Source organism: Mesorhizobium sp. M0437 (genome assembly GCF_040321335.1).
Taxonomy (GTDB): Bacteria; Pseudomonadota; Alphaproteobacteria; order Rhizobiales; family Rhizobiaceae; genus Mesorhizobium.
The window spans coordinates 140,410-163,953 of the sequence record NZ_JAMYRK010000007.1; the positions used below are offsets into that span (position 1 = coordinate 140,410).

22 protein-coding genes are annotated in these 23,544 nt (G+C 63.9%); 14 read left to right on the forward strand and 8 right to left on the reverse strand.

Translation table 11 applies throughout. From position 1 onward, the window contains the following. The first annotated feature begins 25 nt into the window (after positions 1 to 25). Complete coding sequence (locus tag NKI72_RS07335) at positions 26 to 2,011, forward strand: glycoside hydrolase family 127 protein (protein WP_352831767.1); 1,986 nt, start codon at positions 26 to 28, stop codon at positions 2,009 to 2,011. Positions 2,012 to 2,029: 18 nt separating this feature from the next. On the opposite strand, the gene NKI72_RS07340 is transcribed toward NKI72_RS07335, so the two are convergent. Next, positions 2,030 to 2,314 (reverse strand): winged helix-turn-helix domain-containing protein, encoded by a 285-nt coding sequence (locus NKI72_RS07340; RefSeq protein WP_352850007.1) that lies wholly within the window; start codon positions 2,312 to 2,314, stop codon positions 2,030 to 2,032. Next, on the reverse strand, positions 2,296 to 2,808 hold the full coding sequence (locus tag NKI72_RS07345; protein ID WP_352850008.1) for a response regulator: 513 nt from the start codon (positions 2,806 to 2,808) through the stop codon (positions 2,296 to 2,298). Before NKI72_RS07345 ends, NKI72_RS07340 begins: the two co-directional genes overlap by 19 nt. Before the next feature lie 233 nt (positions 2,809 to 3,041). Here NKI72_RS07345 and NKI72_RS07350 point away from each other — a divergent pair, with 233 nt between their 5' ends. The 5 genes from NKI72_RS07350 (at position 3,042) to NKI72_RS07370 (ending at position 9,286) form a co-directional block, all read left to right on the forward strand. Then, complete coding sequence (locus NKI72_RS07350) at positions 3,042 to 3,956, forward strand: cytochrome-c peroxidase (RefSeq protein WP_352831763.1); 915 nt, start codon at positions 3,042 to 3,044, stop codon at positions 3,954 to 3,956. After that, positions 3,953 to 6,469, forward strand: a complete 2,517-nt coding sequence (locus NKI72_RS07355; protein ID WP_352850009.1) for a two-component system VirA-like sensor kinase — start codon at positions 3,953 to 3,955, stop codon at positions 6,467 to 6,469. Before NKI72_RS07350 ends, NKI72_RS07355 begins: the two co-directional genes overlap by 4 nt. A 169-nt stretch (positions 6,470 to 6,638) precedes the next feature. Next, complete coding sequence (locus NKI72_RS07360) at positions 6,639 to 7,688, forward strand: methyltransferase (RefSeq protein ID WP_352831760.1); 1,050 nt, start codon at positions 6,639 to 6,641, stop codon at positions 7,686 to 7,688. Between the two features lie 14 nt (positions 7,689 to 7,702). After that, positions 7,703 to 8,209: a hypothetical protein gene (locus NKI72_RS07365; RefSeq protein ID WP_352474406.1), complete on the forward strand. Its 507-nt coding sequence runs from the start codon at positions 7,703 to 7,705 to the stop codon at positions 8,207 to 8,209. Between the two features lie 189 nt (positions 8,210 to 8,398). Next, positions 8,399 to 9,286 carry a class I SAM-dependent methyltransferase gene (locus NKI72_RS07370; RefSeq protein WP_352474404.1) on the forward strand — a complete coding sequence of 296 codons (888 nt, stop codon included), beginning with the start codon at positions 8,399 to 8,401 and terminating at the stop codon, positions 9,284 to 9,286. 112 nt (positions 9,287 to 9,398) lie between these two features. Here NKI72_RS07370 and NKI72_RS07375 read toward each other — a convergent pair whose 3' ends face one another. The 5 genes from NKI72_RS07375 to NKI72_RS07395 form a co-directional block, all read right to left on the reverse strand. Further along, on the reverse strand, positions 9,399 to 10,139 hold the full coding sequence (locus NKI72_RS07375) for a gamma-glutamylcyclotransferase (RefSeq protein WP_352850010.1): 741 nt from the start codon (positions 10,137 to 10,139) through the stop codon (positions 9,399 to 9,401). Positions 10,140 to 10,252: 113 nt separating this feature from the next. Further along, positions 10,253 to 11,287, reverse strand: a complete 1,035-nt coding sequence (locus tag NKI72_RS07380) for a hypothetical protein (RefSeq protein ID WP_352474401.1) — start codon at positions 11,285 to 11,287, stop codon at positions 10,253 to 10,255. After that, positions 11,287 to 12,267 (reverse strand): hypothetical protein, encoded by a 981-nt coding sequence (locus NKI72_RS07385; protein WP_352831756.1) that lies wholly within the window; start codon positions 12,265 to 12,267, stop codon positions 11,287 to 11,289. Before NKI72_RS07385 ends, NKI72_RS07380 begins: the two co-directional genes overlap by 1 nt. 142 nt (positions 12,268 to 12,409) lie before the next feature. Continuing rightward, a complete protein-coding gene (locus NKI72_RS07390; protein WP_352474399.1) occupies positions 12,410 to 12,562 on the reverse strand; it encodes a hypothetical protein in 153 nt (50 codons plus the stop codon). Between the two features lie 661 nt (positions 12,563 to 13,223). After that, a complete protein-coding gene (locus NKI72_RS07395; protein ID WP_352850011.1) occupies positions 13,224 to 14,606 on the reverse strand; it encodes an FAD-binding oxidoreductase in 1,383 nt (460 codons plus the stop codon). Positions 14,607 to 14,830: 224 nt separating this feature from the next. Here NKI72_RS07395 and NKI72_RS07400 point away from each other — a divergent pair, with 224 nt between their 5' ends. Further along, positions 14,831 to 15,838 (forward strand): AraC family transcriptional regulator, encoded by a 1,008-nt coding sequence (locus NKI72_RS07400; RefSeq protein WP_352831752.1) that lies wholly within the window; start codon positions 14,831 to 14,833, stop codon positions 15,836 to 15,838. Between the two features lie 131 nt (positions 15,839 to 15,969). On the opposite strand, the gene efp is transcribed toward NKI72_RS07400, so the two are convergent. Next, positions 15,970 to 16,536, reverse strand: coding sequence for an elongation factor P (gene efp, locus NKI72_RS07405; protein ID WP_023674374.1), 567 nt, complete (start codon positions 16,534 to 16,536; stop codon positions 15,970 to 15,972). Positions 16,537 to 16,650: 114 nt separating this feature from the next. On the opposite strand from efp, the gene epmA reads away from it, so the two are divergent. The 7 genes from epmA to waaA all read left to right on the forward strand — a co-directional run bounded on the left by epmA (position 16,651) and on the right by waaA (position 23,544). Continuing rightward, positions 16,651 to 17,697 (forward strand): EF-P lysine aminoacylase EpmA, encoded by a 1,047-nt coding sequence (gene epmA, locus NKI72_RS07410; RefSeq protein WP_352850012.1) that lies wholly within the window; start codon positions 16,651 to 16,653, stop codon positions 17,695 to 17,697. Positions 17,698 to 18,046: 349 nt separating this feature from the next. Further along, positions 18,047 to 18,736: a DUF8692 domain-containing protein gene (locus NKI72_RS07415; protein WP_352685493.1), complete on the forward strand. Its 690-nt coding sequence runs from the start codon at positions 18,047 to 18,049 to the stop codon at positions 18,734 to 18,736. A 253-nt stretch (positions 18,737 to 18,989) separates the two neighbouring features. Beyond that, positions 18,990 to 20,333 carry a TldD/PmbA family protein gene (locus tag NKI72_RS07420; protein WP_352831749.1) on the forward strand — a complete coding sequence of 448 codons (1,344 nt, stop codon included), beginning with the start codon at positions 18,990 to 18,992 and terminating at the stop codon, positions 20,331 to 20,333. Further along, entirely contained in the window at positions 20,320 to 21,126 is an 807-nt protein-coding gene (locus NKI72_RS07425) for a 3'(2'),5'-bisphosphate nucleotidase CysQ (RefSeq protein WP_352831747.1), read from the forward strand. Before NKI72_RS07420 ends, NKI72_RS07425 begins: the two co-directional genes overlap by 14 nt. A gap of 74 nt (positions 21,127 to 21,200) precedes the next feature. Beyond that, positions 21,201 to 21,446: a DUF4170 domain-containing protein gene (locus tag NKI72_RS07430; protein ID WP_023674378.1), complete on the forward strand. Its 246-nt coding sequence runs from the start codon at positions 21,201 to 21,203 to the stop codon at positions 21,444 to 21,446. A 5-nt stretch (positions 21,447 to 21,451) separates the two neighbouring features. Beyond that, the gene (locus NKI72_RS07435) at positions 21,452 to 22,231 is read left to right on the forward strand and encodes a lysophospholipid acyltransferase family protein (RefSeq protein WP_023717166.1); all 780 of its coding nucleotides are present in this window, start codon (positions 21,452 to 21,454) and stop codon (positions 22,229 to 22,231) included. Continuing rightward, positions 22,228 to 23,544, forward strand: coding sequence for a lipid IV(A) 3-deoxy-D-manno-octulosonic acid transferase (gene waaA / locus NKI72_RS07440; RefSeq protein ID WP_352474386.1), 1,317 nt, complete (start codon positions 22,228 to 22,230; stop codon positions 23,542 to 23,544). Before NKI72_RS07435 ends, waaA begins: the two co-directional genes overlap by 4 nt.

Below are 23,544 nucleotides of genomic sequence, written 5' to 3' on the forward strand. Positions count from 1 at the left end.
AATCGAACCGAACCGGAGTAAATTGATGACCGCATCGCAATCCGCCAGTCAGGGCGCCAAGCCGAAACTCGCCTTCCGCCCGCTGCCGGTGCCGCAGGTCGACGTGCGCGGCTTCTGGGGCGACCGCGTCGATGCCGTCGCCTCAAAAACCGCCGGCATCCTCTATGACCGCTGCGTCGAGGCGCGCATGCTCGAGCAGATCGACCCGGACCGGCCGTCGCCCGGCGTCGTCATTCCGTTCCACTCACCCTCGCCGGACGAGGCGGCCACCGCCGGCAACGAGTTCACCGGATCGACGGTGACCACCCAGATGTTCTGGGACTCCGATTGGGGCAAGACCATCGAGACCGCCGCCTATTCGCTCTACCGCCGCCGCAACGACGAGCTGGAGAAGAAGATCGATGCCGTCATCGACATGTACGGCAAGCTGCAGCAGCCCGACGGCTATCTGTCGAGCTGGTACCAGCGCATCCAGCCCGGCCTGCGCTGGACCAATCTGCGCGACTGCCACGAGCTCTATTGCGCCGGCCACCTGATCGAAGGCGCGGTCGCCTATTACCAGGCCACGGGAAAACGCAAGCTGCTCGACATCATGTGCCGCTATGTCGATCACATTGCCGAGACGTTCGGTCCCGAGCCCGGCAAGAAGAAGGGCTATTGCGGCCATGAGGAGATCGAGCTGGCGCTGGTCAAGCTGGCGCGGGTGACCGGCGAGCGCAAATACATGGAGCTAGCCAGATACTTCATCGACCAGCGCGGGCTTGAGCCGCATTATTTCGACGAGGAGGCGCGCGCCCGCGGCGCCGACCCCAAGGCCTATCATTTCAAGACTTACGAATACAACCAGTCGCACAAACCGGTGCGCGAGCAGGACAAGGTCGTCGGCCATGCGGTGCGGGCGATGTATCTCTATTCGGGCATGGCCGACATCGCCACCGAATACGGCGACGACACGCTGCGGGTAGCGCTCGACCGGCTGTGGGACGACCTCATGACCAAGAACCTCTACGTCACCGGCGGCCTCGGGCCGTCCTCGCACAATGAGGGTTTCACCGCCGATTACGACCTGCCCAACGACACCGCCTATGCCGAGACCTGTGCTTCGGTCGGCCTGGTGTTCTGGGCAAACCGCATGCTCGGCATGGGCCCCAATGCGCGCTACGCTGACATCATGGAGCGGGCGCTATACAACGGCTCGATCTCCGGCCTGTCGCTCGACGGCTCGCTGTTCTTCTACGAGAATCCGCTCGAAAGCCGCGGCGCCCACCACCGCTGGAAATGGCACCGCTGCCCGTGCTGCCCGCCCAATGTCGGGCGCATGGTCGCCTCGATCGGCAGCTATTTCTACGGCCTGTCGGACGACGCACTCGCCGTTCACCTCTATGGAAACGGCACGGCTCGTTTCGATATCGCCGGGACGCAGATAGAGTTCACCCAGACCAGCAATTATCCCTGGGACGGCGCGGTCTCGATTTCCGTCGAACCGGAAGTTCCGACCGCGTTCACTTTGCACCTGCGCCTGCCGGCCTGGTGCCGCAAGGCAGCGCTCAAGGTCAACGGCGCAGATGTCGATCTGGCTGCTGTCAGCAGCGACGGCTATGCCGCGATCCGCCGCGAATGGCGCAAGGGCGACCGCGTCGAGCTCGACCTCGAAATGGCCGTGGACCGCCTCTACGCCAACCCGCAGGTGCGGCAGGATATCGGCCGCGTCGCACTGGCGCGCGGCCCGCTGATCTATTGCGTCGAGGAGACCGACAATTCCAGCCAGCTGCACCGCATCGCTCTGCCGCGCACGGCCGACATCGAGGCGCATCAGCAGCCGAACCTTCTGGGCGGCGTTGTGACACTTTCGGCGATTGCCAAAAAGGAGGCTTTCGAAAACTGGGAAGAGGGGCTCTACCGCACCGAACCGCCGGCGCTCGAGGACGCGAAAATCACCGCCGTGCCGTACTTTGCCTGGGACAACCGCGACCCCGGCGAGATGCTGGTCTGGCTCAGAAGCGCGGGGTAGGCTGGGCGCGGCAGCGGCTCAAAGTACCTCGACCGCAGTCGCGAATATGTAGCCGGCGCCACGCTCCGTAACAATGAGCTTCGGCTCGCTCGGATTGACCTCGAGCTTGCGGCGCAGCCGCAATATCTGCACGTCGATGCTGCGGTCGAACACCTCTTCGTCGTGCACGCGGCTGGCAGCGAGAAGCTGCTCGCGGCTCAGGATCTGTTGCGGCGATTTCAGGAACGCCGTCAGCAGGTTGAACTCGCCGGCGGTCAGCGGCGTCGTCTCGCCCGCCGCCGACCTCAGGCGCCGCATCCGCATGTCGAGCTCCCAGCCGGCAAAACGATAGCGTATGGGTTTCTTACTGCGCGGCTGCGGCTGCGTCGACCGCGATCGCCGCAGCACGGCGCGAATGCGCGCCAGCAGCTCCCTGAGGCGAAGGGCTTGGTGATGTAGTCGTCGGCGCCGAGTTCCAGGCCGACGACGCGATCCACCTCGTCGCACCTGTGGCCGGTGATGATGATGATGGGCGCTTCTGGCGGACTGCCGAGTTGCCGCATGATGTCGAACCCGTCCTCATCGGCAAGCCGCATGTCGAGGATCGTCAGGTCTACGGGCTTTTCATTGAGGACGCGCGACATGGCCCGGCTGTCGGCGACCGCGCTAACCCTGAAGTTTTGGCTCTCCAGGTAATTGGTGAGCATATCGCGAATTTCGGGGTCGTCGTCGACGACAAGGATATGCTTCGGCGCCGCTGGCTGCTCGGTACTGCCTTTCGACTGCTGTTCGTGGCGAATGTTTTGTTCGGCTGACATCTCGCACCGTCCGCAAGCATGGAACTCATGACCGAGCCGTTGCTTTATTAAACGTCGATTTTCGGCGATTTATTGGTGAACGCCGATGATCTACGTGATCGCACACCCTGCCGCAGGCTCGCTCGATGGCACATCAGCAGATTGGTAAGGTTCGGGCGGGGCTTTTTGTTCCGCTTTGCCTGGCAATGGCGGCACCTTTTGCGTTGGCCCAGAGCAATCAGCCGGCCCCGCCGATGGGCGAGCCGATTGCACCGATCACGGCCAGCGGCCCCTCCGACCGGGCGAAGATCGCGCTTGGCGAGAGCCTGTTCAACGATGCCCGCCTGTCGCATGGCGATGTCGTCGCCTGCAGTTCCTGTCACAGGCTCGATCTCAGCGGCGACGACGGTCTGGCCCGTTCCGTGGCGGCGGATGGCAAGCCGCTCGATTTCAACACGCCGACCGTCTTCAACGCGGCGCTCGATTTCCGGCTGAACTGGCGCGGCAATTTCCGCACGTTCGAGGAGCAGAACGAGGCAGCCCTGCTCGATGACAGGCTGATGAATACGAGTTGGGAGGAATTGCTGACCAAGCTTCGCTCGAATGCTGAGTATTCGCAGCGGTTCGCGAGGGTCTACGGCGCCATTCCCGACCGGACAAACGTGCTCGACGCGCTTGTTGTCTTTCAACGGTCGCTGATCACGCCCGATGCCCGTTTCGACCGCTATCTCAAGGGCGAACGCGACGCCATCACGACCGACGAAGAGCACGGCTATCAACTGTTCAAAGCGTATGGCTGCGTCGCCTGCCACCAGGGCGCCAACGTAGGCGGCAATCTGTTTCAGAAATTCGGCATCTTCCGGGATCCCTTCGCTCGCCAGAAGACCCTGACCAAGGCGGATCTCGGCCGCTTCGCCGTTACCGGCGCCGAGAGCGACCGCCATGTGTTCCGCGTTCCCAGCCTGCGCAACGTCGCGGTGACGGCGCCGTATTTTCACGATGGCCGCACCGCATCGCTCGCAGACGCGGTGAAGATCATGGCGCGCAACCAACTCGGCCGGGAGCTCGACCAGCGCGATGCCGATCTCATCGTCGAATTCCTCGGGACACTGACGGGCGAGTATCGCGGCCGGCCGTTGACCAGCGCAGCCGATCGTCTGCAGCAATGAAGTCGCTACGCATCCTGGCGCCGATCGTTGCCTGCCTGCTCATCGCCCTGACCTACCTCCTGGTGCAGGGCACGGCTCCCGATGCGGCGCGCCACGAGCGCACGCTCGATGCGCTCAGGACCGTCATCCTCTATAACGCCGCACTCCAACGCGATGTTTTAAGGGCACGCGCGGGGCTGCTGCGCAGCTACGATCCGCTTGTGCGGTCGATCGAGAACCTGGATGAGGCGACGCAGACGCTGCCGGCTGCCCGCGACGCAGCAAGCGGCGAAACACGGGCGGACATCGACAAGCGGATCGCCGAAGTCATCGCCGCGATCCGCGACGAGGAAGCGCTCGTCGAGAGGTTCAAGTCCGATAACGCGCTGCTGCAGAACTCGCTGAACTTTTTCAACTATATGAGCGGTCGTCTCACGAGCGAGGGTGACGGCCTTCGAGCGGTCGAGATAGGGGCCCTGATGGTCGCAATGTCGCGGTTTATCAGCGATCCCCAGCCGGACGCGGCAAAAGCCGTAACCGCCGCACTCGACCGGCTGGCAAGGCCCTCCGTCGATGCCGTGCCTGCAAGCGATGTACTCTCGCTCGTCTCCCACGGCCGGCTTATCGTCACCAGGCTTCCGGCGGTCGACGATCTCGTCGCCCGCCTGCAGACCGCGCCGACGAGCGAGCGGGCTCGCGCGCTGCAGGACGTCTATCTCGGTGCGCATGGGCGGGCCGCGGCGCGGGCCGAACTGTTCCAGACGCTGCTTTATGTCGCCGCGTTGGGCCTCGTCGGCTATGTCGCCTACCTGTTCGCCCGCCTGCGCCGCAACGCGCGGATCCTGCGCGAGCGGCTGGAATTCGAGGGCCTGATCGCCTCGATCTCCACGCAGTTCATCAATCTGCCGCGTGACCGCATCCGCGCCGGCATCAGCAAGGGCCTCGCGCGCCTGGTCGAACATGCCGGGCTCGACGGCGCCCAGATTTTCGTCAGCCACATCGCCGATCCTTCCGGCGGCTACTTCTATCGCCGTCCGGGCGGGAGCAGGCCGCCCCATCTGTCGAAGGACATGATCGAGCTGGCTTCACGCTGGACGCCGGCCGACCACGAGCGGCAGGGCTGCATCGACGTTCCCCGCGTCGGCGAGCTTCCCGAGGGGCGGGAGAAGGCATCCCTGCAGGCGCACCAGTTTCGATCGTGGCTGTGCATACCGATGTGGCATGCCGGCGAGCGGTTGGGTTTTCTAGCTCTCGATACCGTCACGCACGAAAAGCATTGGGCCGACGACGACATTGCACTGCTGCGCACCGCAGCCGAGATTTTCGCCAATGCCATCGTGCGCGAGCACAACGAACGCGAGCGTGAGGCACTGCAGGCGCGGCTCAATCAGTCGCAACGGCTGGAAGCGATCGGGACGCTCGCCGGCGGCATAGCGCACGAGTTCAACAACATCCTCGGTGCCGTCCTTGGTTACAGCGAGATGGCGCTGGCGGTGCTGCTGAAGGAGTCGCGCGCGCGGCGCTACGTCCAGCAGATCATGCAGGCCGGCAGGCGGGCGCAGGACGTCACCGAGCAGATCCTCGCCTTCGGCCGTCGTCACGAGCGGCAGCATCACGCGCTGCGGGCGGAAGCCGTGGTTGCCGAAGCGATCGACCTGCTGCGCGCCTCGTTCCCCGCCACGCTTTCAGTGCAGACGCGTCTTGCAGCCGCGGATGCGGCGATGATGGGCGATCCGACCGAGCTTCAGCAGGTGGTGATGAACCTCGGCACCAACGCGGCGCAGGCGATGAACAACCGCGGCGCATTGGAAATCGGTCTCGACACGACGGAATTCGTCGAGGCGCGGATGCTATCGCACGGCAACCTGCCTGCCGGGCGCTACCTCCGCCTTGCCGTCAGGGACACCGGCAGCGGCATGGATCAGGCGACGCTCGAGCGTATCTTCGAGCCGTTCTTCACGACCAAGCCGGCAGGGCAAGGCACCGGGCTCGGCCTGTCGACGGTGCACGGCATCGTCATGGCGCATAGAGGCGCGGTCGACGTGAACAGCAAGCCCGGCGAAGGCACGACCTTCGAGATCTATTTTCCGCGGATCGAGGCCGCCGAAGCAACCCAGAACGAGGACGAGAGCGACGCCGCCGAGGTGCCGGTCAAGCATGGCAACGGCGAGACGATCCTCGTCGTCGACGACGACACGCCGCTGATGCAACTTGCGGAGGAAATGCTCGCCGCGCTCGGCTACGAGCCGGTCGGGTTCGACCGCAGCCCCGCGGCTCTCAGCGCATTCCGCACCGATCCGGAACGCTTCGACCTGGTGCTGACGGACGAGGTCATGCCCGACATGACAGGGATCGAATTCTCCGGCCGGTTGCACAAGATCCGGCCCGACCTTCCGGTCGTGCTGATGACCGGTTACGGCCGTCAGCTGCGGTCGCGCCAACTGACGGCGGCCGGCATAAGCGAAGTCATCAAGAAGCCGCTGCTGTCGGCCGCCGTCGCACAATGCCTTGCCCGCCATCTGCATTCAGGCTGATCACGGCCGGCCGGATTTCTTCGTTACAACCGTAACCAAAATCCCACCTGGCTGAAATCGACCAGTAGCCGGGCCAGTCGATGGTCCTCCCGCGCCCAGACCATGATCCCGAAAAACCGGGAACCGATTTTTTGGAAAGGTCATGGTCTCTTGAGGAAGGAGAAATCTTATGGACGCAAACATCACCGAGGTAACGAAACAGGCGAATGACGTCGCAGAACTGTCGCCCGAAAGCCTTATGCAACTCGGCCTCGGCTTCTGGGCATCGAAGACGTTGCTGAGCGCCGTCGAACTTGACCTTTTCACGGAGTTGGCGGCCGGACCCCTCGACGGGGAAACGCTGAGAAACCGGCTCGGACTGCATGAGCGGGGAGCGCAGGATTTCTTCGACGCGCTGGTTGCGCTGCGCATGCTTGAGCGCGAGGGCAGCGTCTACTGCAACACGCCCGTGACTGACCGCTACCTTGACCGCAACAAGTCGACCTATGTTGGCGGGATGCTCGCCAGGGCCGGTCAGCTGCTTTACGCGAACTGGGGCTCGCTCACCGACGCGCTCAGGACGGGCAAACCGCAAAACGGCACCCAGGACGGCGAAGATCTGTTCGACATGCTGTTTTCGGACCCGGACAAGGTAAAGATGTTTGCGCAGGCGATGACCGGCGGCAGCCTCCAGGTGGCGGAGGCGCTCGCCCGGCATTTTCCCTGGGCGGACTATTGTACCTTCATCGATATCGGCACAGCCGAAGGCAGGCTTCCGGTCGAGGTCGGCCGCGCCCATCCGCATCTCACCGGCGGCGGTTTCGACCTGCCGCCGATGCGGCCGGTGTTCGAGGCCTATGTGGAGCGGCACGCACTTGCAGACCGGCTTCGGTTTTATCCCGGCGACTTCCTTGCCGAGCCGCTGCCTTCTGCCGACGTGCTGGTGATGGGTCATATCCTGCACGACTGGAGCCTGGAGGTGAAGCGCGCGCTGCTGGCAAAGGCCCATTCCGCGCTGCCGAAGCAAGGCGTGCTCATCGTCTACGACCAGATCATCGATGACGAGCGACGGGACAACGCTGCGGGTCTGCTGATGAGCCTCAACATGCTGGTCAACACCAATGGCGGGTTCGACTACACGCGCGCCGACGGCATGGGCTGGATGCGGGAGGCGGGCTTTGCGGAGGTCCGCTGCGAGCATCTCGCCGGGCCTCACTCGATGATCGTCGGCATCAAATAGCAGCGGAGAAGCTGATGACACGAAGAGCTCTCATCGCAATTGCCGCCCTTGGCCTGGCCGCAGCATTCACCGCCGCAACGCTCAACCAGGGTGAAGTCGGCGCGGCGTCCGCGACCGCTTCGATCGAGCACGGTCGATACCTGGTGAAAATCGGCGGCTGCAACGATTGCCACACGCCAGGGTACCTGGAGAAGGCCGGCAACGTTCCGCAGGATCGATGGCTGATCGGCGACTCGCTCGGCTTCAACGGGCCCTGGGGTACGACTTACCCGACCAATCTTCGCCAATTTTTGCGGACCATGGACGAGGACGACTGGGTACAGTTCGCGCGCACGATCGAGACGCGCCCGCCCATGCCATGGTTCAACCTGCGCGCCATGAGCGAGCCCGACCTGCGCGCCATCCACCGATATGTGCTTTCGCTCCCGGCAGACGATACGCCGGTTCCGGACTATGTGCCGCCCGGTCGTCCGCCGAAGACGCCGCATATCGTGTTCGTTCCGCGGGCGCCGAAATCATAGTGGCGTCCGAACGCCGGGCGCAGGGTGGTTCTCCGCTTGCGTGGTATGCCAGGCACGGGCGCCTGTTTCAGTCGTAACGCAATTCCCGATTCCGGAAATCAGGTTGTAGCACCGATCTCCGATGGTGACGGTCGGGCCCCGGGCGGTCATCAGGCTGCCCAGCGGTCACAAATCCCGGATAAATCGATCATGGAGTCAAACATGTACAATCTGCTTGCCGAACATGCGCCGAAGACCGGCCGTGATCAGAGCCCCATGGATCCGCGTCCCTATGCGTTGGGTTACACGCAAAGCGAATTCAAGCGCCTGGAGCTGCAGGGAGCGCTCATTCACGACCTTACCGAGCATGTCCTGCGCAGTGCGGGCATAGGACCCGGCATGCGCGTGCTCGACATTGGCTGCGGCGTAGGCGATGTCTCCTTGCTGGCCGGAAGGCTGGTCGGACCGGCGGGAAGCGTGCTTGGTGTCGATCGCTCGGCAGAGGCTGTGGACATTGCCGAGCGGCGCGCCACTGAATCCGGCCAGTGTTACTGGACACGTTTCACGACGGCCGAGCTTGATACATTCTCGCCCGACGGGAGCTTCGATGCGGTGATCGGCAGGCTTGTCCTAATGTATCTGCCCGACCCGGCCGCAACCCTGCGCAGGCTTGCCGGTTTCCTGCGGCCTGGCGGCATCGTCGCCGTCCAGGAAATGGCGATGCCGCTCACCCGCAGTTTTCCAGAGGCGCCGCTGTTCGGCAAATGCCGCGGCTGGATCATCGACACGATCGAGCGCGCGGGTTTCGAGGTCGACATGGGTGGCAGGCTGCCCATGGTGTTCGCCGGCGCAGGGCTGCCGGCGCCGCGGATGAACTCCGCCGGCCTCGCCGGCAGCGGACCCGACTCGCCGATCTACGACTACATTGCCGGCACGTTGCGCAGCCTGTTGCCGATGGCCGAGGCAGTCGGTACCGCAACCGCCGCCGAGGTGGAAGTCGATACCCTCGCCGAGCGGCTGCGCAACGAGGCTGTCGAGCAGCAGACGTGCATCATGCTGCCGCCCTTTGTCGGCGCATGGGCGAACACACTGGCATAGAACCGAAGGAACGACACACGATGCTCGATGCTGCCATCGGCGAGCGCGCGGGACATCTCGTCGACCTGCAACATCGATTTCGCCCGGGAGCCCGACGAGATGCTGGTCTGGCTCAGGGACGAATAAAGTCCGATCGCAGCGCCCGACCGATCTCCTCGGCCACAAGTTCCTGCAACTGCCAGAGATTGCGGTCGCGGATGCCGCAGGCGTCGAGATGGCGAATGGTCTCGAACAGATATTCGGCGCCCGAACCCCAGTGGCCGACGGCCGTGGCCAGGGTCGCCGCTATCGCTCGCTTTTCGAGCTTGCCGGCGTAGCGTGGATTGGCGGGATCGACAACGAAACCAAGCGCTTGGCCCGTGCCGCCGCCCGTCCTGACCTGCAGCCAGCGCGGCACGTTGACGGCCGGCAGGATGGTCATCTCGCGGCGCAGCAGCGTTTCGAGATTGGCCGCCACGGGCTCGGCGACCTCGAACACCATGCCCTGACACTGGCCGCCGCGGTCGAGCGCCATCATCAGGCCGGGCTGCTCGACGGTGCCCCTGAAGCGCTGCACCGTAAAACAGAACGAACGGTGCCAGCCCGTCGCCTCGGCCCGTTCGCCACCCCTGACCTCGCCGGCCGGCTTCCACAGAAGCGAGCCATAGGCGAACAGCTTCACCGGCCCGCCCGGCGCGCCGGCCAGCACCTCGTCGCGAATGCGCGCGTAATCGGCATCGGTCATGTAGACCATGCCCGGCGTCGGCCCGGCATCCTCGACCGCACGCAAGGTGCGGGCGACCAGCGCCTCGGTCAGCGCCATCGATGTCTTGCGCGGCGAACGCCGTGATGCGGCGGAAATGACCTTGCTCATCCTCATGCTCTCAGCCTTGCCGCCATGTTGCCGAAGGCTGAAGGATTCTCAAGGGCCGAGTACACCAGCGCGGTATCGGGATTCGAACTATCGTGTCCAACAGCCTGACTGGCTTAGTGCGGAGGCTGATCTGGCCGGACGGTGTCGTTGCAGCCGTCAACATAGGGATGGACCGACCACCGGGAGCCGGGCCGGGCCTGTTGCGCCTTGGTGAGCGGATCCTGAGACTGCGCGTAGCCGTCCTGGTAGCCCCGAACGATTTCGTCGATATCGTCGGGCCAGTCGCCGTCCCATGGCCGTCCCAGAATCTGGGCCTGCTGGACCGGATGCAGTTCGTTGTGGCCTTCATGAAAGCTGTCGTGGATGTGTCCGGCATCATAGACCCACCGGCCGGTCACCCCCAGGATTGTCGCTCCGGTTCCGTCGCCCTTGTTGGTCTCGATGCTCGGCAGGCCGGCATCGCTCGGACTGGCGGTGTCCGAACTGCTGAAGGCCGCGCCGAGCAGCGAAGCGAGCAAGGCGAGAAGCGCCAATACGTAGGCGACGACCGCGCCGACGCCCGACATGCATACCGCCAGCGCAATCAATGCCGCGGCTAGGGCGAGGATGTTGACGGTCTGCAGGTCATGGATCGATGCCCCTTCTAACTCCACATGCAGCGCCTCTGACTTTACTCCGGTCACCTTGTCCTCCGCCGGGTTCCCCGTGAACAGAAAGCCGTGCGAGGAGGTGATTGCGTTTTCGGCCATCAGATAGCCGAACGGGGCACTGGCGGCGGCAACGGCCTGGGAGACGCCCACCGGGTTGTTCGGCAGCAGCAAATTGAGGCTGTAGTCGGAGTCCAGGCTTCCTGGCCAGGTCTTTTCCGACGGCGGCTCGATGCTGATGACCATGCCGACGATACTCACCGGCTCGCCCAGGCAAACCAGCCGTTTGTTGAGCCACCAGTCGCAATAAGCGAGAATCCACACAATCTCAGTCACCACCAGCGCGATCGGTATGCACCACGGCTCGCCCATCGCGACCACCACCACGACCATCACGGCTGCGAATATGCCGCTGGTAATCGCCGCGCTGATGTACTGGTTGACCGAAATCACCTCGTCGGCGGTCGTGCACTTGGTCCAGGATTTGTCGTCGGTGGCCATCACGGCTCCAAGCTGCTGAGGACGGTCAAGGTGACGCCGCCGCTGGCGCGGTCACCCTCGTCAAACGCATTCAGAGTGAGGGCCTGCCGGCCGGTCCAGCCGTCCGGCGGCGTAGCGACCGCCGTGATCGTCACCTGTTCGCCCGGCGCCAGCGACGGCAGGTCAGGCGAAATCTCGACCTTCCAGCCCGGCGGCAGGGGATGAGCCGACGGCAAGTGTGCCGCCAGCCGGCGCTTTTGCTCCGCCTTGGCGCTTTCTTCCGTTGGCTGCCGGTCGTCGCGACAGGGGCCGAGCGGCGGAATGGTGTAGGCATCGACGGTGAACCGGTACCGATGCGGCCGACGGGTAGCGTTGCGCAACTCGAATTGAAATGTTGCTGGCGACTGCGCCAGTCCGACATCGGTATTTTCTTGCCCGAGATTGTTGGCGAAGTTGGCGTCATCGGCGGGGTCGAGCAAAGCTTGCAGGCAATAGTGACCTGCTTGCCGCGGCGTATGCCAGTCGAAGGAGACGAACCCAGGCTGGCTGGCGGATCCGATCACCCCGACCGAGACCGGCCTGGTGGCTATCGGATTCGACACGGTTCCGATGCCAAACGACAGATAGGACAGATGGACCGGCATCTTGACGACGACGGCATCCGGGGAGGCGTTCCAGACGCGAACCCGCACCTCGTAGTCGGTGTCCGCCTGCAACCTGCCGGCGGGAACGGGCACACCACCCTGGCGTAGCTCGATATCGGGATTATCCCAGGTGACCGCGAGACCAAGGCCGATCAGGTAATACTGATCGTAGATCAGCGGGTCAGGCCGGCAGAAAGCAGGGTGATCGATCGGTACGCAATGCGCCCGGGACCCTTTCTGGTCGACCCGGCGGTCACCCCCTAGCCGCCACCGGCGACAGAAACGGCGAGCCATCTCGATCAGTGCCGGAATCCAGGCGGAGAACAGTGCTCGCAGGATTGCCGCTATTCCTCGCATCGACTTCCCCTCTGAAGCTAACGCAGGGCAACGCTCTGATAACAACGGGATTCGCGCGGCAACAGTGAATTGGCGTGTCAGACGACTGGTGCCGTTTGTACTCTGGTCAGACGAATAAAGCTGGGCTCGAACGGTACGCGGGCTATTTCCGCGCGAAGAAACCGCGCGCGAATTGCACGATGTGCTTGTGGAATGCGAGCGCCAATATTGCGACAACGGCAAGTATGTAGAGAGCTTCGGTCGATCCGTCGCCGCCGTCAGGGGAAATACCAAACCAACTCTCGATGAAATCCATGAACAGATTCCCTCCGCGCAAACTTGCGACCGATGTTCAGCATAGCTCTTCAGCTTGTCCCGGTGTCAAGTAGGGATGCATTGCCATCCACATAAATCCAGTAAAGACCGTTGTGCCGAATTGTCTGCTGCCGAATTGTCTGCTGTTTGTCGATAAACCTGAGAATTTGCCTAAAGATTGCTAAAAAATTGTCGCGGCTTATTGATGCACAACTGAAGGAAAGCTTTGTATCTCGGTCATTTCCGGGTCATTTTGTCGATCATGTGCGAACGATCCAGTCAATGATGGTGTCGCCAAACAGGTCCGGACTTGTGCATGGACAGTACGCGGCCCACCACGATCAGAAGCGCGGGGTAGCCTGAAAAGCAGCCCGGCATGGCTCATTGGACGCCACTCGGCGGTCGTCTGGCCTGGTTTCAAATGTAGTCAGCTCTCGAACGTGCCCGGCGGCGTCACGCTGTCGGCTGTTGACAGGAAAGAGGCGTTTGAAAAATCACCGGCGGTCGAGGCAGCAAAAGTCACCGTGCCGTATTTCGCCCGGGACACCACGATTCCGGCGAGATGCTGGTCTGGATCAGAGCGTCCTGACCGGCAAGCTATCGTACCGGCCGAGCCTTAGCTGGGCCGGCCGGTACGCTTGCCGGCCTGACAAGAGCCGCCGTCAAGCAGCCGGTCGAATGTTTTGGTTCACCCGGAAGAGGTTGTTCGGGTCGTATTTCTTCTTCAGCGTAGCCAGGCGCTCATAGTTGTCGCCATAAGCCGCCTTGAGCCTTGCATCGCCCTCGTCATCCATCATGAAGTTCAGGTAGGCGCCACCCAGATCGAACGGATGCACGGCCTCCCAGTAGACCTTGGTCCAGCGCGTCACCGGCCCCGCTTTCTGTGGGTCCGGATCGATCCCGGCGATGACCATCGACCAGGTCGCATCACGGTAATTCCAGGGTGTCTCGTCTTTGCCGACGCGATGGACCGCACCATCGATCGGGTAGAGATGCATGAGCGATAGCTCGCTCGGCGTCTTCGCCGCCTGCTCGAGATGGGCGTCGATCGCCTCGTCGGACAGCGTCTTGACGAAATCGCCCCGCCAGTACCAGTGCATTCCCTTCGGGTAGAGCCCATCGAACATGCTCTGCACCGCGGGATAGGGCATCGTTCCCATCCAGTTGAACCAGGGCGCGGGCAGCGCATCGAGCAGCGGGGCCAGCGCCTCTCTGCCCTTTTCCTCCGGGCCGTTGTAGCAGCACATCAGCAGACACATCCGCTTTCCCCAAAACTCTTCCGGGAAGGGTGCGCTCGACAGGACGGTCTTGAGCCCGAGGAAGATCCCGAGTTCTTCGGGCGCGTTCGGCAGGAACTCGCGATAATGCTGCATGATGGTGCGGGCGTGGCGCTGATCCCATGCGATCGGCCCCGCAAAGACCATGCTGACCCGGTGGAGCCTGAACACAAAGCTGGTAACGATGCCGAAATTGCCGCCGCCGCCGCGAAGCGCCCAGAACAGGTTGGGGTTCCGTTCCTTGCTGGCGGTGACGAAGCTTCCGTCGGCAAGCACGACATCGGCCTCGACCAGATTATCGATGGTCAGGCCATATTTGCGCGTCAGATAGCCATGGCCGCCGCTCAGCGTCAGTCCGGCGACCCCAGTGGTCGAGATGATGCCCGCCGGTACGGCCAGGCCAAAGGCATGGGTGGCATGGTCGAGGTCGCCCTGAGTGCAGCCCGGGCCTACCCGCGCCGTGCGGGCATCCGGATCGACGCGCACGCCGTTCATCGCCGACAGGTCGATCACCAGACCGTCGTCGCAGCTCCCCAATCCTGGTCCATTATGGCCGCCGCCACGTACCGCAACCAGCAAATTGTTGTCGCGGCCGAAATTCACCGCTGTGATTACGTCGGCGACGTCGACACAGCGGGCGATGATCAGCGGCCGCTTGTCGATCATGCCGTTGTAGAGCTTGCGGGCCTCGTCATAGCGGGCGTCGCCGGCGCGGATGACTTCGCCTCGCAGGCTTGCTGCGAATTTGGTGATGTCTTCATCGTGCATGACATTCCTCCCTGTTATTGGACCTGTCGGCCGGCCGATGAAACGCTAATCCCGTCCGCTGTTCCCGGAAATGTCACATCGTCCATTTCTGTTGCCCGATCGTTCAGAGTAGGATTAGACCGGATGGATGGTTGCTCGGGCGGCAATATTGCCGGATAGTTCGAGATGCCTGGCCGAAAAACTCGTTGTCAAAGGGAGTAGCCGATCGTTTCCGGAGGTGTTGCATGGATGTCCTTTCCGATGTGCTCCGAGCCGTTCGCCTCACCGGTGCGATCTATTTCGACGTCAACGCCAGTTCTCCCTGGGTTGGCGAGTCGCCGGGCACTGCCGACATTGCCGCCGCCGTCATGCCGGAGGCAGAGCACATCATTTCCTTTCATGCCGTGATGTCGGGATCGTGCTGGGCCGCGCTGGCAGACGATTCCGTCCCCCCGGTGCTCGTGAACGCCGGTGATGTCGTTGTCTTCCCCGGTGGTGTTCCGAACGTGTTGAGCTCCTCGCCGGGGGTGCGGGGCGAACCCAATATGGCGATGTATTATCGGCCGATAGACGAGAGCCTGCCGTTCGCGGTGATCCATGGTGGCGGCGGAGACGAGCGGACCCGGTTCATTTGCGGGTATCTTGGCTGCGATGCACGTCCCTTCAATCCTCTCCTGGCCGCATTGCCGGCCATCCTGTGCGCCCGCAAGCCCGCCGATGGAAGCAGCTGGGTTATCGACCTTTTTCGGCTGGCGCTGGCAGAAGGTGGCAGTGGGCGGGCGGGCTGTGAGACGATACTCGCCAAGCTGAGCGAGCTGATGTTTGTCGAGATCATCCGCCGCCATCTCGAGACCCTGCCCGACGATTCGCGCGGCTGGCTGTCAGGCCTACGGGATCCACATGTCGGCGAGGCGCTCCGGCTCATCCACGCTCGCCCCAGGGAGGAATGGACATTGGACCGGCTCGCCCGCGAAGTAGGGCTCTCGCGCACGGCGTTTGCGAGCCGCTTTACCCACTATGTCGAGGTCTCGCCCATGCACTATCTTGCTCGCTGGCGTCTGCAACTGGCAGGACGCTTGCTCGAACGCCCCGAAATGAGCATCGCGCAAGCGGGTGCCGAGGTCGGCTACGAGTCGGAAGCCGCCTTCAATCGCGCCTTCAAAAAGTTCGTCGGCATTCCACCTGGCACCTGGCGAAAGGGACGGTCGGCGTTGCTCGAGGCTCAGAGATTGCCCGCTGGCGTCGTGCAATAGGAAAGAACTGGCAGGGCGTTGACGCTTCGGTCCGGGTGCAGCGTCCCAATGCTCGAAAGCCCCTGGCACAAAGCGGTAGACGATGACCGGCCGCCGCGACGCCTTCGGCGAGGCGTGTCAGACTTCGCGCCTTAATCTTTCGCGCGCTCGACATAGGCGCCATCGGCGGTCATCACCACCACGCGGGTGCCGGCGCTGATGTGTGGCGGCACCAGGGTACGCACGCCGTTGGACAGCGTTGCCGGCTTGTAGGACGAGGACGCCGTCTGGCCCTTGGTCACCGGCTCGGTCTCGACCACCTCGAAAGTGGCGCGCTGCGGCAGTACCAGCGAGATGGCGATGTTGTTGTATTGCGAGATCTGCACCGGCATGCCTTCCACCAGATAGGGCGCCATGTCGCCGACCACGCTTTCCGGCACCGCGACCTGGTCGTAAGTCTCCGGATTCATGAAGTGAAAGCCTTCGCCGTCACGGTAGAGGAACGTGTGCTCGCGCTCCTCGACATAGGCGCGCTCGACCTGCTCGGTGGTGCGGTAACGCTCGGAAACCTTTACCCCGTCGGAGATACGCCGCATGTCGAGCTGGGTGACCGGCGTACCCTTGCCAGGATGAATGTTTTCGGCAAAGAGGATCACATAAAGCTTGCCGTCCTTTTCGACGACGTTGCCTTTGCGTAAGGAGCTGGCGATGACCTTCACGGGTTTCCATCCTGATAAAATTTGTTGGCGCAAATCGGCTGGAGAGGCCGTTGCGTGCGGCCTAGCGCATCTTGGCCGCAATCGCCAGCCCTCTGTGCAATTCCCCTGAAGCCGATGACCGCCGCCTCGCCGTGGTGGACGCCGCATGTCCACGCCGACCGCCGGCCGCGGCTGATCCTGCGCAATGCCATTGCCGCCGGGATGCGCGACTGGTTCGCCCGCCGCGACTTCGTCGAGGTGGATACATCGGCCCTGCAGGTCTCGCCCGGCAATGAAGCGCACCTGTCGGCCTTTGCCACCGAGGCGATCGGGCCGGACGGGCAGCGCCAGCCGCTCTACCTCCACACGTCGCCGGAATTCGCCTGCAAGAAGCTGCTTGCCGCCGGCGAGGAGCGCATCTTCAGCCTCGGGGCTGTCTGGCGCAACCGCGAGCGCGGCCCCTTGCACCATCCTGAGTTCACCATGCTCGAATGGTACCGTGTCGGCGAGACCTATGAGAGCCTGATGCGCGATTGCGCCGAGCTCGTAGCGCTGGCGGCCGAACGGGCCGCAGCGAAGCGTTTTAGCTTCCGCGGCCGTGAGGCCGATCCGTTCGCCGGGCCGGAACGGTTGAGCGTCGCCGAAGCCTTCATGCGCCATGCCGGCATCGATCTGCTGGCGACGGTTGCGGCCGATGGCAACACCGACCGCGCGGGGTTGCATGCCGCCCTGGTCCAGGCCGGATTGCGGACCGCGCCCGACGATAATTGGGCCGACCTGTTCAGCCGGGTGATGGTCGAAAAAATCGAGCCAGCGCTGGGGCAGGGGCGCGCTACCATTCTTTTCGGATATCCGATCTCGGAGGCGGCATTGGCCCGGCCGAGCGCCGACGATCCACGCACCGCCGAGCGTTTCGAGCTCTATTGCTGCGGCGTCGAGCTCGCCAACGCCTTTGGCGAATTGACCGATCCGGCCGAGCAGCGCCGGCGCTTTGCCGCCGAAATGGATGAGAAGCAGCGCGTCTATGGCGAACGCTACCCGATCGACGAGGATTTCCTCGCCGCGCTCGCCATCATGCCGCAGGCGAGCGGCGCGGCGCTCGGCTTCGACCGGCTGGTGATGCTCGCCACCGGCGCGCTCAGGATCGACGACGTGATCTGGACGCCGGTGGCTGGTCCCTGAGGAAGGTTGGAGAAGCCGATCTCGCCCGGCTTGAAAGCCAGGATCAGATGGTCGGTCCAGGCCGCCGCCGGCTCCGTCGAGCCAGAAGATTGGCGACGACCAGGAGGATTATCGACAGCCCCATCATCAGCGTGGCGGCGGCGCTATTGCCGGGGAGAGCTTTCGCGCAAGCCGATGAACATTTCGAGCGGCATGGTGCGTTGGTTGGCGCTGGCCAGGAACTGCACCGCGACGACCTCGTCATGTGCGAGACGCTGCAACCGTTCCGTGTGTTGCCACGATCATGGTGGGCCGGCATAGTGCTGGCGGGGTTCTCGGCGCCGCGGAGCTATCGGCCGTCGTACTCAGAATGGCCTTCGGCACAATGCCAGACAAAAACGCGCTGAACGCAAAACATAGCAGCGAATGGACAATGTCCTGGCGCCTAGTCATACTTGCGGCCGTGGCGATTAATGTTGTGATGCTCTTGGCCGCGCTGTTCGTCGCGCAAACTCTTGGTCTGGACGCTACAATCTTCTATCGAGATCCATCTGCAGCCGCGGATGTCGGCTTCTATACGGGGTGGATTTCGTCCCTAGGTGCTTCACTGTGGATCGGCACCGGCGCGGCGACCCTGTTTGCCGGTCTGCTCACGCACCGATGGGATTGCACGTTTCTCGGCGGCCTTACCTTGGTCATGGGCCTCGATGACCTGTTGTTGATCCATGAGGACGTGCTGCCGTTTGTCGCGATACCAGAGATTGTTACGATGATTGCCTACGCCGTCGCCGGGTTGTTCTGGTTCTTTCGGCTGCGACGGAAGACATTCGACGGCTCGATCGTATTTGTGGCCGCAGGCTTCCTACTCGCGATGTCAGCAGCGATCGACCAGCTGGGAGAGCTGTTTCCTAGCCCGGGTTCGGCGGTCGACATCGCCGAAGACGCTGTCAAAGAGCTTGGCATCTTCCTTTGGGCGGCAGGTGCCGTCGGGTACGCGGCGATGGTGACACGGTTGGGCCGCCCGTGGGTGGATCCAGCCGATCCCAACTCTACAGGCTGACGGTCGCACACGCCGCATCTTCGACTCGTCGCCGGCAGCGGTGCCGCCGTCGCGGCTTTCGGTCACGGCCACCTCGGATCTAAGCCGTCCTTTGTGCGTCTGGAAGGACGCACCATCTCTGGGTCGGTCGCGCCGACCTGGGGCTAGATGCCTCCTGATTGTCCGCTTCTCCCATTGCAGAAGCGGCATCGGGACAATAGATGGTGCAGCAGCGGCTGCCCTTCAGCCGGCCGGAAATAACGGGATCATGCGCATGACCGATACGCTCGACGCAGCGAAACTGACCGATCGCGTCGCGGCCCTGGTCGAGGCTGCCAAACGGGCCGGCGCCGATGCCGCCGATGCCGTTGCGGTACGTGGCCGCTCGACCGGCGTGTCGGTGCGGCTTGGCAAGGTCGAAGGCACAGAGGCGTCCGAGAGCGAGAACGTCTCGCTGCGCGTCTTCGTCGGCAAGCGGGTAGCCAGCGTTTCGGCAACAGCGGCATCCGACCCCAATATGCTGGCCGAGCGCGCGGTCGCCATGGCCAAGGTGTCCCCCGAGGATCCCTATCAGGGCCTCGCCGACCCGGCCTTGCTGGTCAAGAAACCGCGCGACCTCGATCTGTTCGACGCCACCGAGGTGTCGGCGGACCAGTTGAAGGAAGCAGCGCTTGCCGCCGAAGCGGCGGCGCTTGCCGTCAAGGGCGTCACCAATTCGGCCGGCAGTGGCGCCAGTGCCGGGCTTGGCGGCCTGGTGCTCGCCACCTCGCACGGCTTCGTCGGCCACTACGTCGCCTCGCGTTTTTCGCGCTCGACCAGCGTGATCGCCGGCGAGGGCACCGGCATGGAGCGCGACTACGAATTCTCCTCGCGCCAGCATTTTTCCGATCTCGACGCGCCGGAAGACATCGGCCGCAAGGCCGGTGAGCGCGCTGTACGCCGCATTGGCGCGCGCAAGGCGGCGACCGGGCCTGTCGACGTGGTGTTCGATCCGCGTGTGGCGCGCGGCATTGCCGGCCACCTTGCCGGTGCCATCAATGGCGCCGCGGTGGCGCGCAAGACCAGCTTTCTCCGCGACATGATGGGCAAGAAGGTGGCTTCGGCCGCAATCACCGTCACCGACGAGCCGCTCCGGCGCCGTGGACAGGCCTCGCGCCCGTTCGACGGCGAAGGCGTCGAGGGCGAAAAACTGTTCATGGTCGACAAGGGCGTGCTCAACCACTGGTTCCTGTCGACTTCGGCGGCTCGGGAACTCGGCCTCGTCACCAATGGGCGCGGCTCGCGCAGCGGCTCGTCGGTCTCGCCGTCGTCGACCAATCTCGCCATCGAGCCCGGGGAAAATACGCCGGAAGAGCTGATCAAGTCGCTCAAGACCGGCTTCTACGTCACCGAAGTGTTCGGCCAGGGCGTCGACATGGTGACCGGCGAATATAGCCGCGGCGCTTCCGGCTTCTGGATCGAAAATGGCGAGCTGGCCTATCCCGTCGCCGAGGTGACCATCGCCTCCAATCTGAAGACGATGTTCCTCAACATGGTTCCGGCGAGCGATCTCGACCGCAATTTCGGCACCGCCGCGCCCACGCTTTTGATCGAAGGAATGACCCTTGCCGGAGCTTGACCCGGCCGTCTCAGCCGGCGCTACTGAAGACCTGCAGCTGTTGCGCGATGCCGCCCGCGAGGCGGGGCTCATCGCCATGCAATACTTCAACAACAATCCGCAAGTGTGGATGAAGGGCGGCACCTCGCCGGTCAGCGAAGCCGATCACGCCGCCGACAAATATCTGCGCGAGACCTTGCTGGCGGCCCGGCCGGATTATGGCTGGCTGTCGGAGGAAACCGTCGACGACCCGGTAAGGCTTGTCGCGCGCCGCACCTTCGTCGTCGATCCGATCGACGGCACGCGCGGCTTCCTCGAGGGCCTGCCCACATGGTGCGTCAGCGTCGCTGTGGTCGAGAACGGCCGAACGCTTGCCGGCGTACTCGACTGCCCGGCGAAGGGCGAAATCTATTGGGCGCTGCCGGGCGAGGGCGCGTTCCTGAACGGCAGGCGCATCAGCGTGCGTCCGCCGGCGGAAACGGCCGAAATCGCCGGACCGAAGGCGATGATCGACCTGCTGCCGGCGAAATGGCACAAACGGCTGAAGCGCGTGCCCTATATTCCTTCGCTCGCCTACCGGCTGGCGATGATCGCCGGCGGCCAGCTCGATGCCACCTTCGTCAAGGCCAACGCACATGACTGGGACATCGCCGCGGCCGATCTCATCCTGCGCGAGGCAGGCGGAGCCTTGCTCGATCGGCATGGCCGCGCGCCGCTCTATGCCGGCGAAGTGATCCGTCACGGACCGCTCGCCGCCGGCAGCGGCGAACTCCTCGCCGTGCTCGCCGGCGTCATCGCCGGGCTGGACAATTGACCACTATCAATAGTTCCAAAGTCGGCGGCTTTGGTCTAGACCTGTCCCAAACTCACGATATGTGAAGGATCGACATGGCCGCTGAAGACGGAAAGAAGCAGCTTTTGCACCTGGTGTTCGGCGGCGAACTCAAGAAGCTGGGCGGCACCGAATTCCGCGATCTCGACGCGCTCGATATTGTCGGCATTTATCCGGACTACCAATCGGCGCACGCCGTCTGGAAGGCCAAGGCGCAAGCTAGCGTCGACAATGCCCATATGCGCTATTTCGTCGTTCACCTGCACCGCCTCCTCGACCCCGAAAACAAGGCTGTCGGTTGACATCGATGAACCATGAAGCGGTCAAGCGATCAGCCCCGCGGTCGGCGGTCAGACGTCGCAAGCCGAAGACGTTCTGGCGCAAGATCCGCGAACCGCTGGCGCAGTCGCGATTCGTCAAGAATGCGCTTGCCGCGCTGTTTGCGTATTTCGTCCGCCTTGTCCGCTTGACCAACCGCATGGTCGACGGATCGGCCAAGTTTTCCGGCGGCGCCTATGCGCAGCTCGAGCCTGGCATCATCGCGCTCTGGCACGGCCAGCACCTGCTGACCCCGGCCTACTATCCCAAGGGACGGCCGCTGGTTGCCATGGTATCGCGCAGCGCCGATGCCGAGCTCAACGCGCTGATGGTCGAGAAATTCGGCATCGAGGCGGTGCGCGGCTCTGGCGGGCGCGAAAGCGCAAGGCATCTCGACAAGGGCGGGGCCAAGGCGCTCATCGCCCTCAAAAAGTCGCTCGCCACCGGCAAGAATGTCGCCATGATTGCTGATATTCCCCACGGCACGCCGCGCGATGCGGGGCTCGGCGTCGTCCTTCTGGCGCGGCTGTCCGGCCGGCCGATCCTGCCTGCCGCGATAGCCACCAGCCGCCGCAAGGTGATCGAGGGCAGCTGGGACAAGACGACGATCAACCTGCCCTTCGGCCGCTCCTCGATCGTCGTCGGCACGCCTGTCTTCGTGCCGGCCAACGCCGACGCCGCCGAAATGGAACGCAAGCGCCAGGAGGTCACGGCCTCGCTTAATGCCGCGACCGCCGAGGCCTATCGCCTTGTGGACGGTTCGAAATGAGTGTGCGCTGGGCGCGCGCCTTCCTGACCGCATACCGTTTCGCGGGGGCGGCCGCCTACCCGTTGGCCGGGCCTTATGTCGCCTGGCGCACTTCCAGAGGCAAGGAGGATCGCATTCGCCGGCGCGAACGCTACGGCGTCGCCGGACGCGAGCGCCCCGAAGGCCCGGTGATCTGGATCCATGCAGCCAGCGTCGGCGAGACCATCGCCGTCGTGCCGCTGGTCGAGAGCATTCTCGATTACGGCGTCAACATCGTGCTGACGACGGGCACGGTCACCTCGGCGCAGGTCGCCGAAGAACGGCTGGGCGACCGCATCATCCACCAATATGTGCCGCTCGACCTCAAGCCGGCGGTCAGCCGCTTCCTCGACCATTGGCAGCCGGACCTGGCGATCATCGCCGAATCGGAGATCTGGCCGATGACCATCCTGGAACTCGGCGCCCGCCGCGTGCCGCAGGTTCTGGTCAACGGCAGGCTGTCCGACCGCTCCTTCAAGTCGTGGAAGAAGCGCGCCAACATTGCCGAAGCATTGTTCGAAAATCTCGCCCATGTCGTTGCCCAGTCGGACCTCGATGGCGAGCGCTTCCTTTCGCTCGGCGCCAGGCCGGTCACTGTATCCGGCAATCTCAAGGTCGACACCGCGCCGCCGCCGGCCGACGAGCGGGCACTGGCGGCGCTGAAACGCCAGATCGGCGGCCGCCCGACCTGGGCGGCGATCTCGACCCATGACGGCGAAGAGGCGGTCGCCGCCGAAGTTCACGCCATGCTGCACAAGCGCCACCACGGGCTTTTAACGATCATCGTGCCGCGCCATCCCGATCGCGCCGGGCAGCTGGCCGCCCAGATTTCCGGCATGGGCCTGAAGCTGGCGCAGCGCAGCAAGGGCGACAGGATCACCGCCGACACCGATATTCTGCTCGGCGACACGATCGGCGAGATGGGGCTTTATCTGAGGCTGACGGAAATTGCCTTTGTCGGCCGTTCGCTGACTTCCGAGGGCGGCCAGAACCCGCTGGAACCAGCCATGCTGGAGACGGCAGTGCTTGCCGGCCGCAACGTCCAGAATTTTCGCGAGGCCTATCAGCGCCTGCTCGATAGCGGCGGCGCCAAGCTGGTGCGCGACCGCGATATGCTGGCCGGCGCCGTTAATTTCCTTTTGACCAACGAGGCGGCCCGCCATGAGATGATGGCGGCGGGTGCGGCGACGGTCGACGAGATGCGCGGTGCGCTGGCGCATACGCTCAGGTCGCTTGAGCCCTATATCCAGCCGCTGGTCGTCAAGTCGCGCCTGAAGGGCGCGAACGGGCGCTGA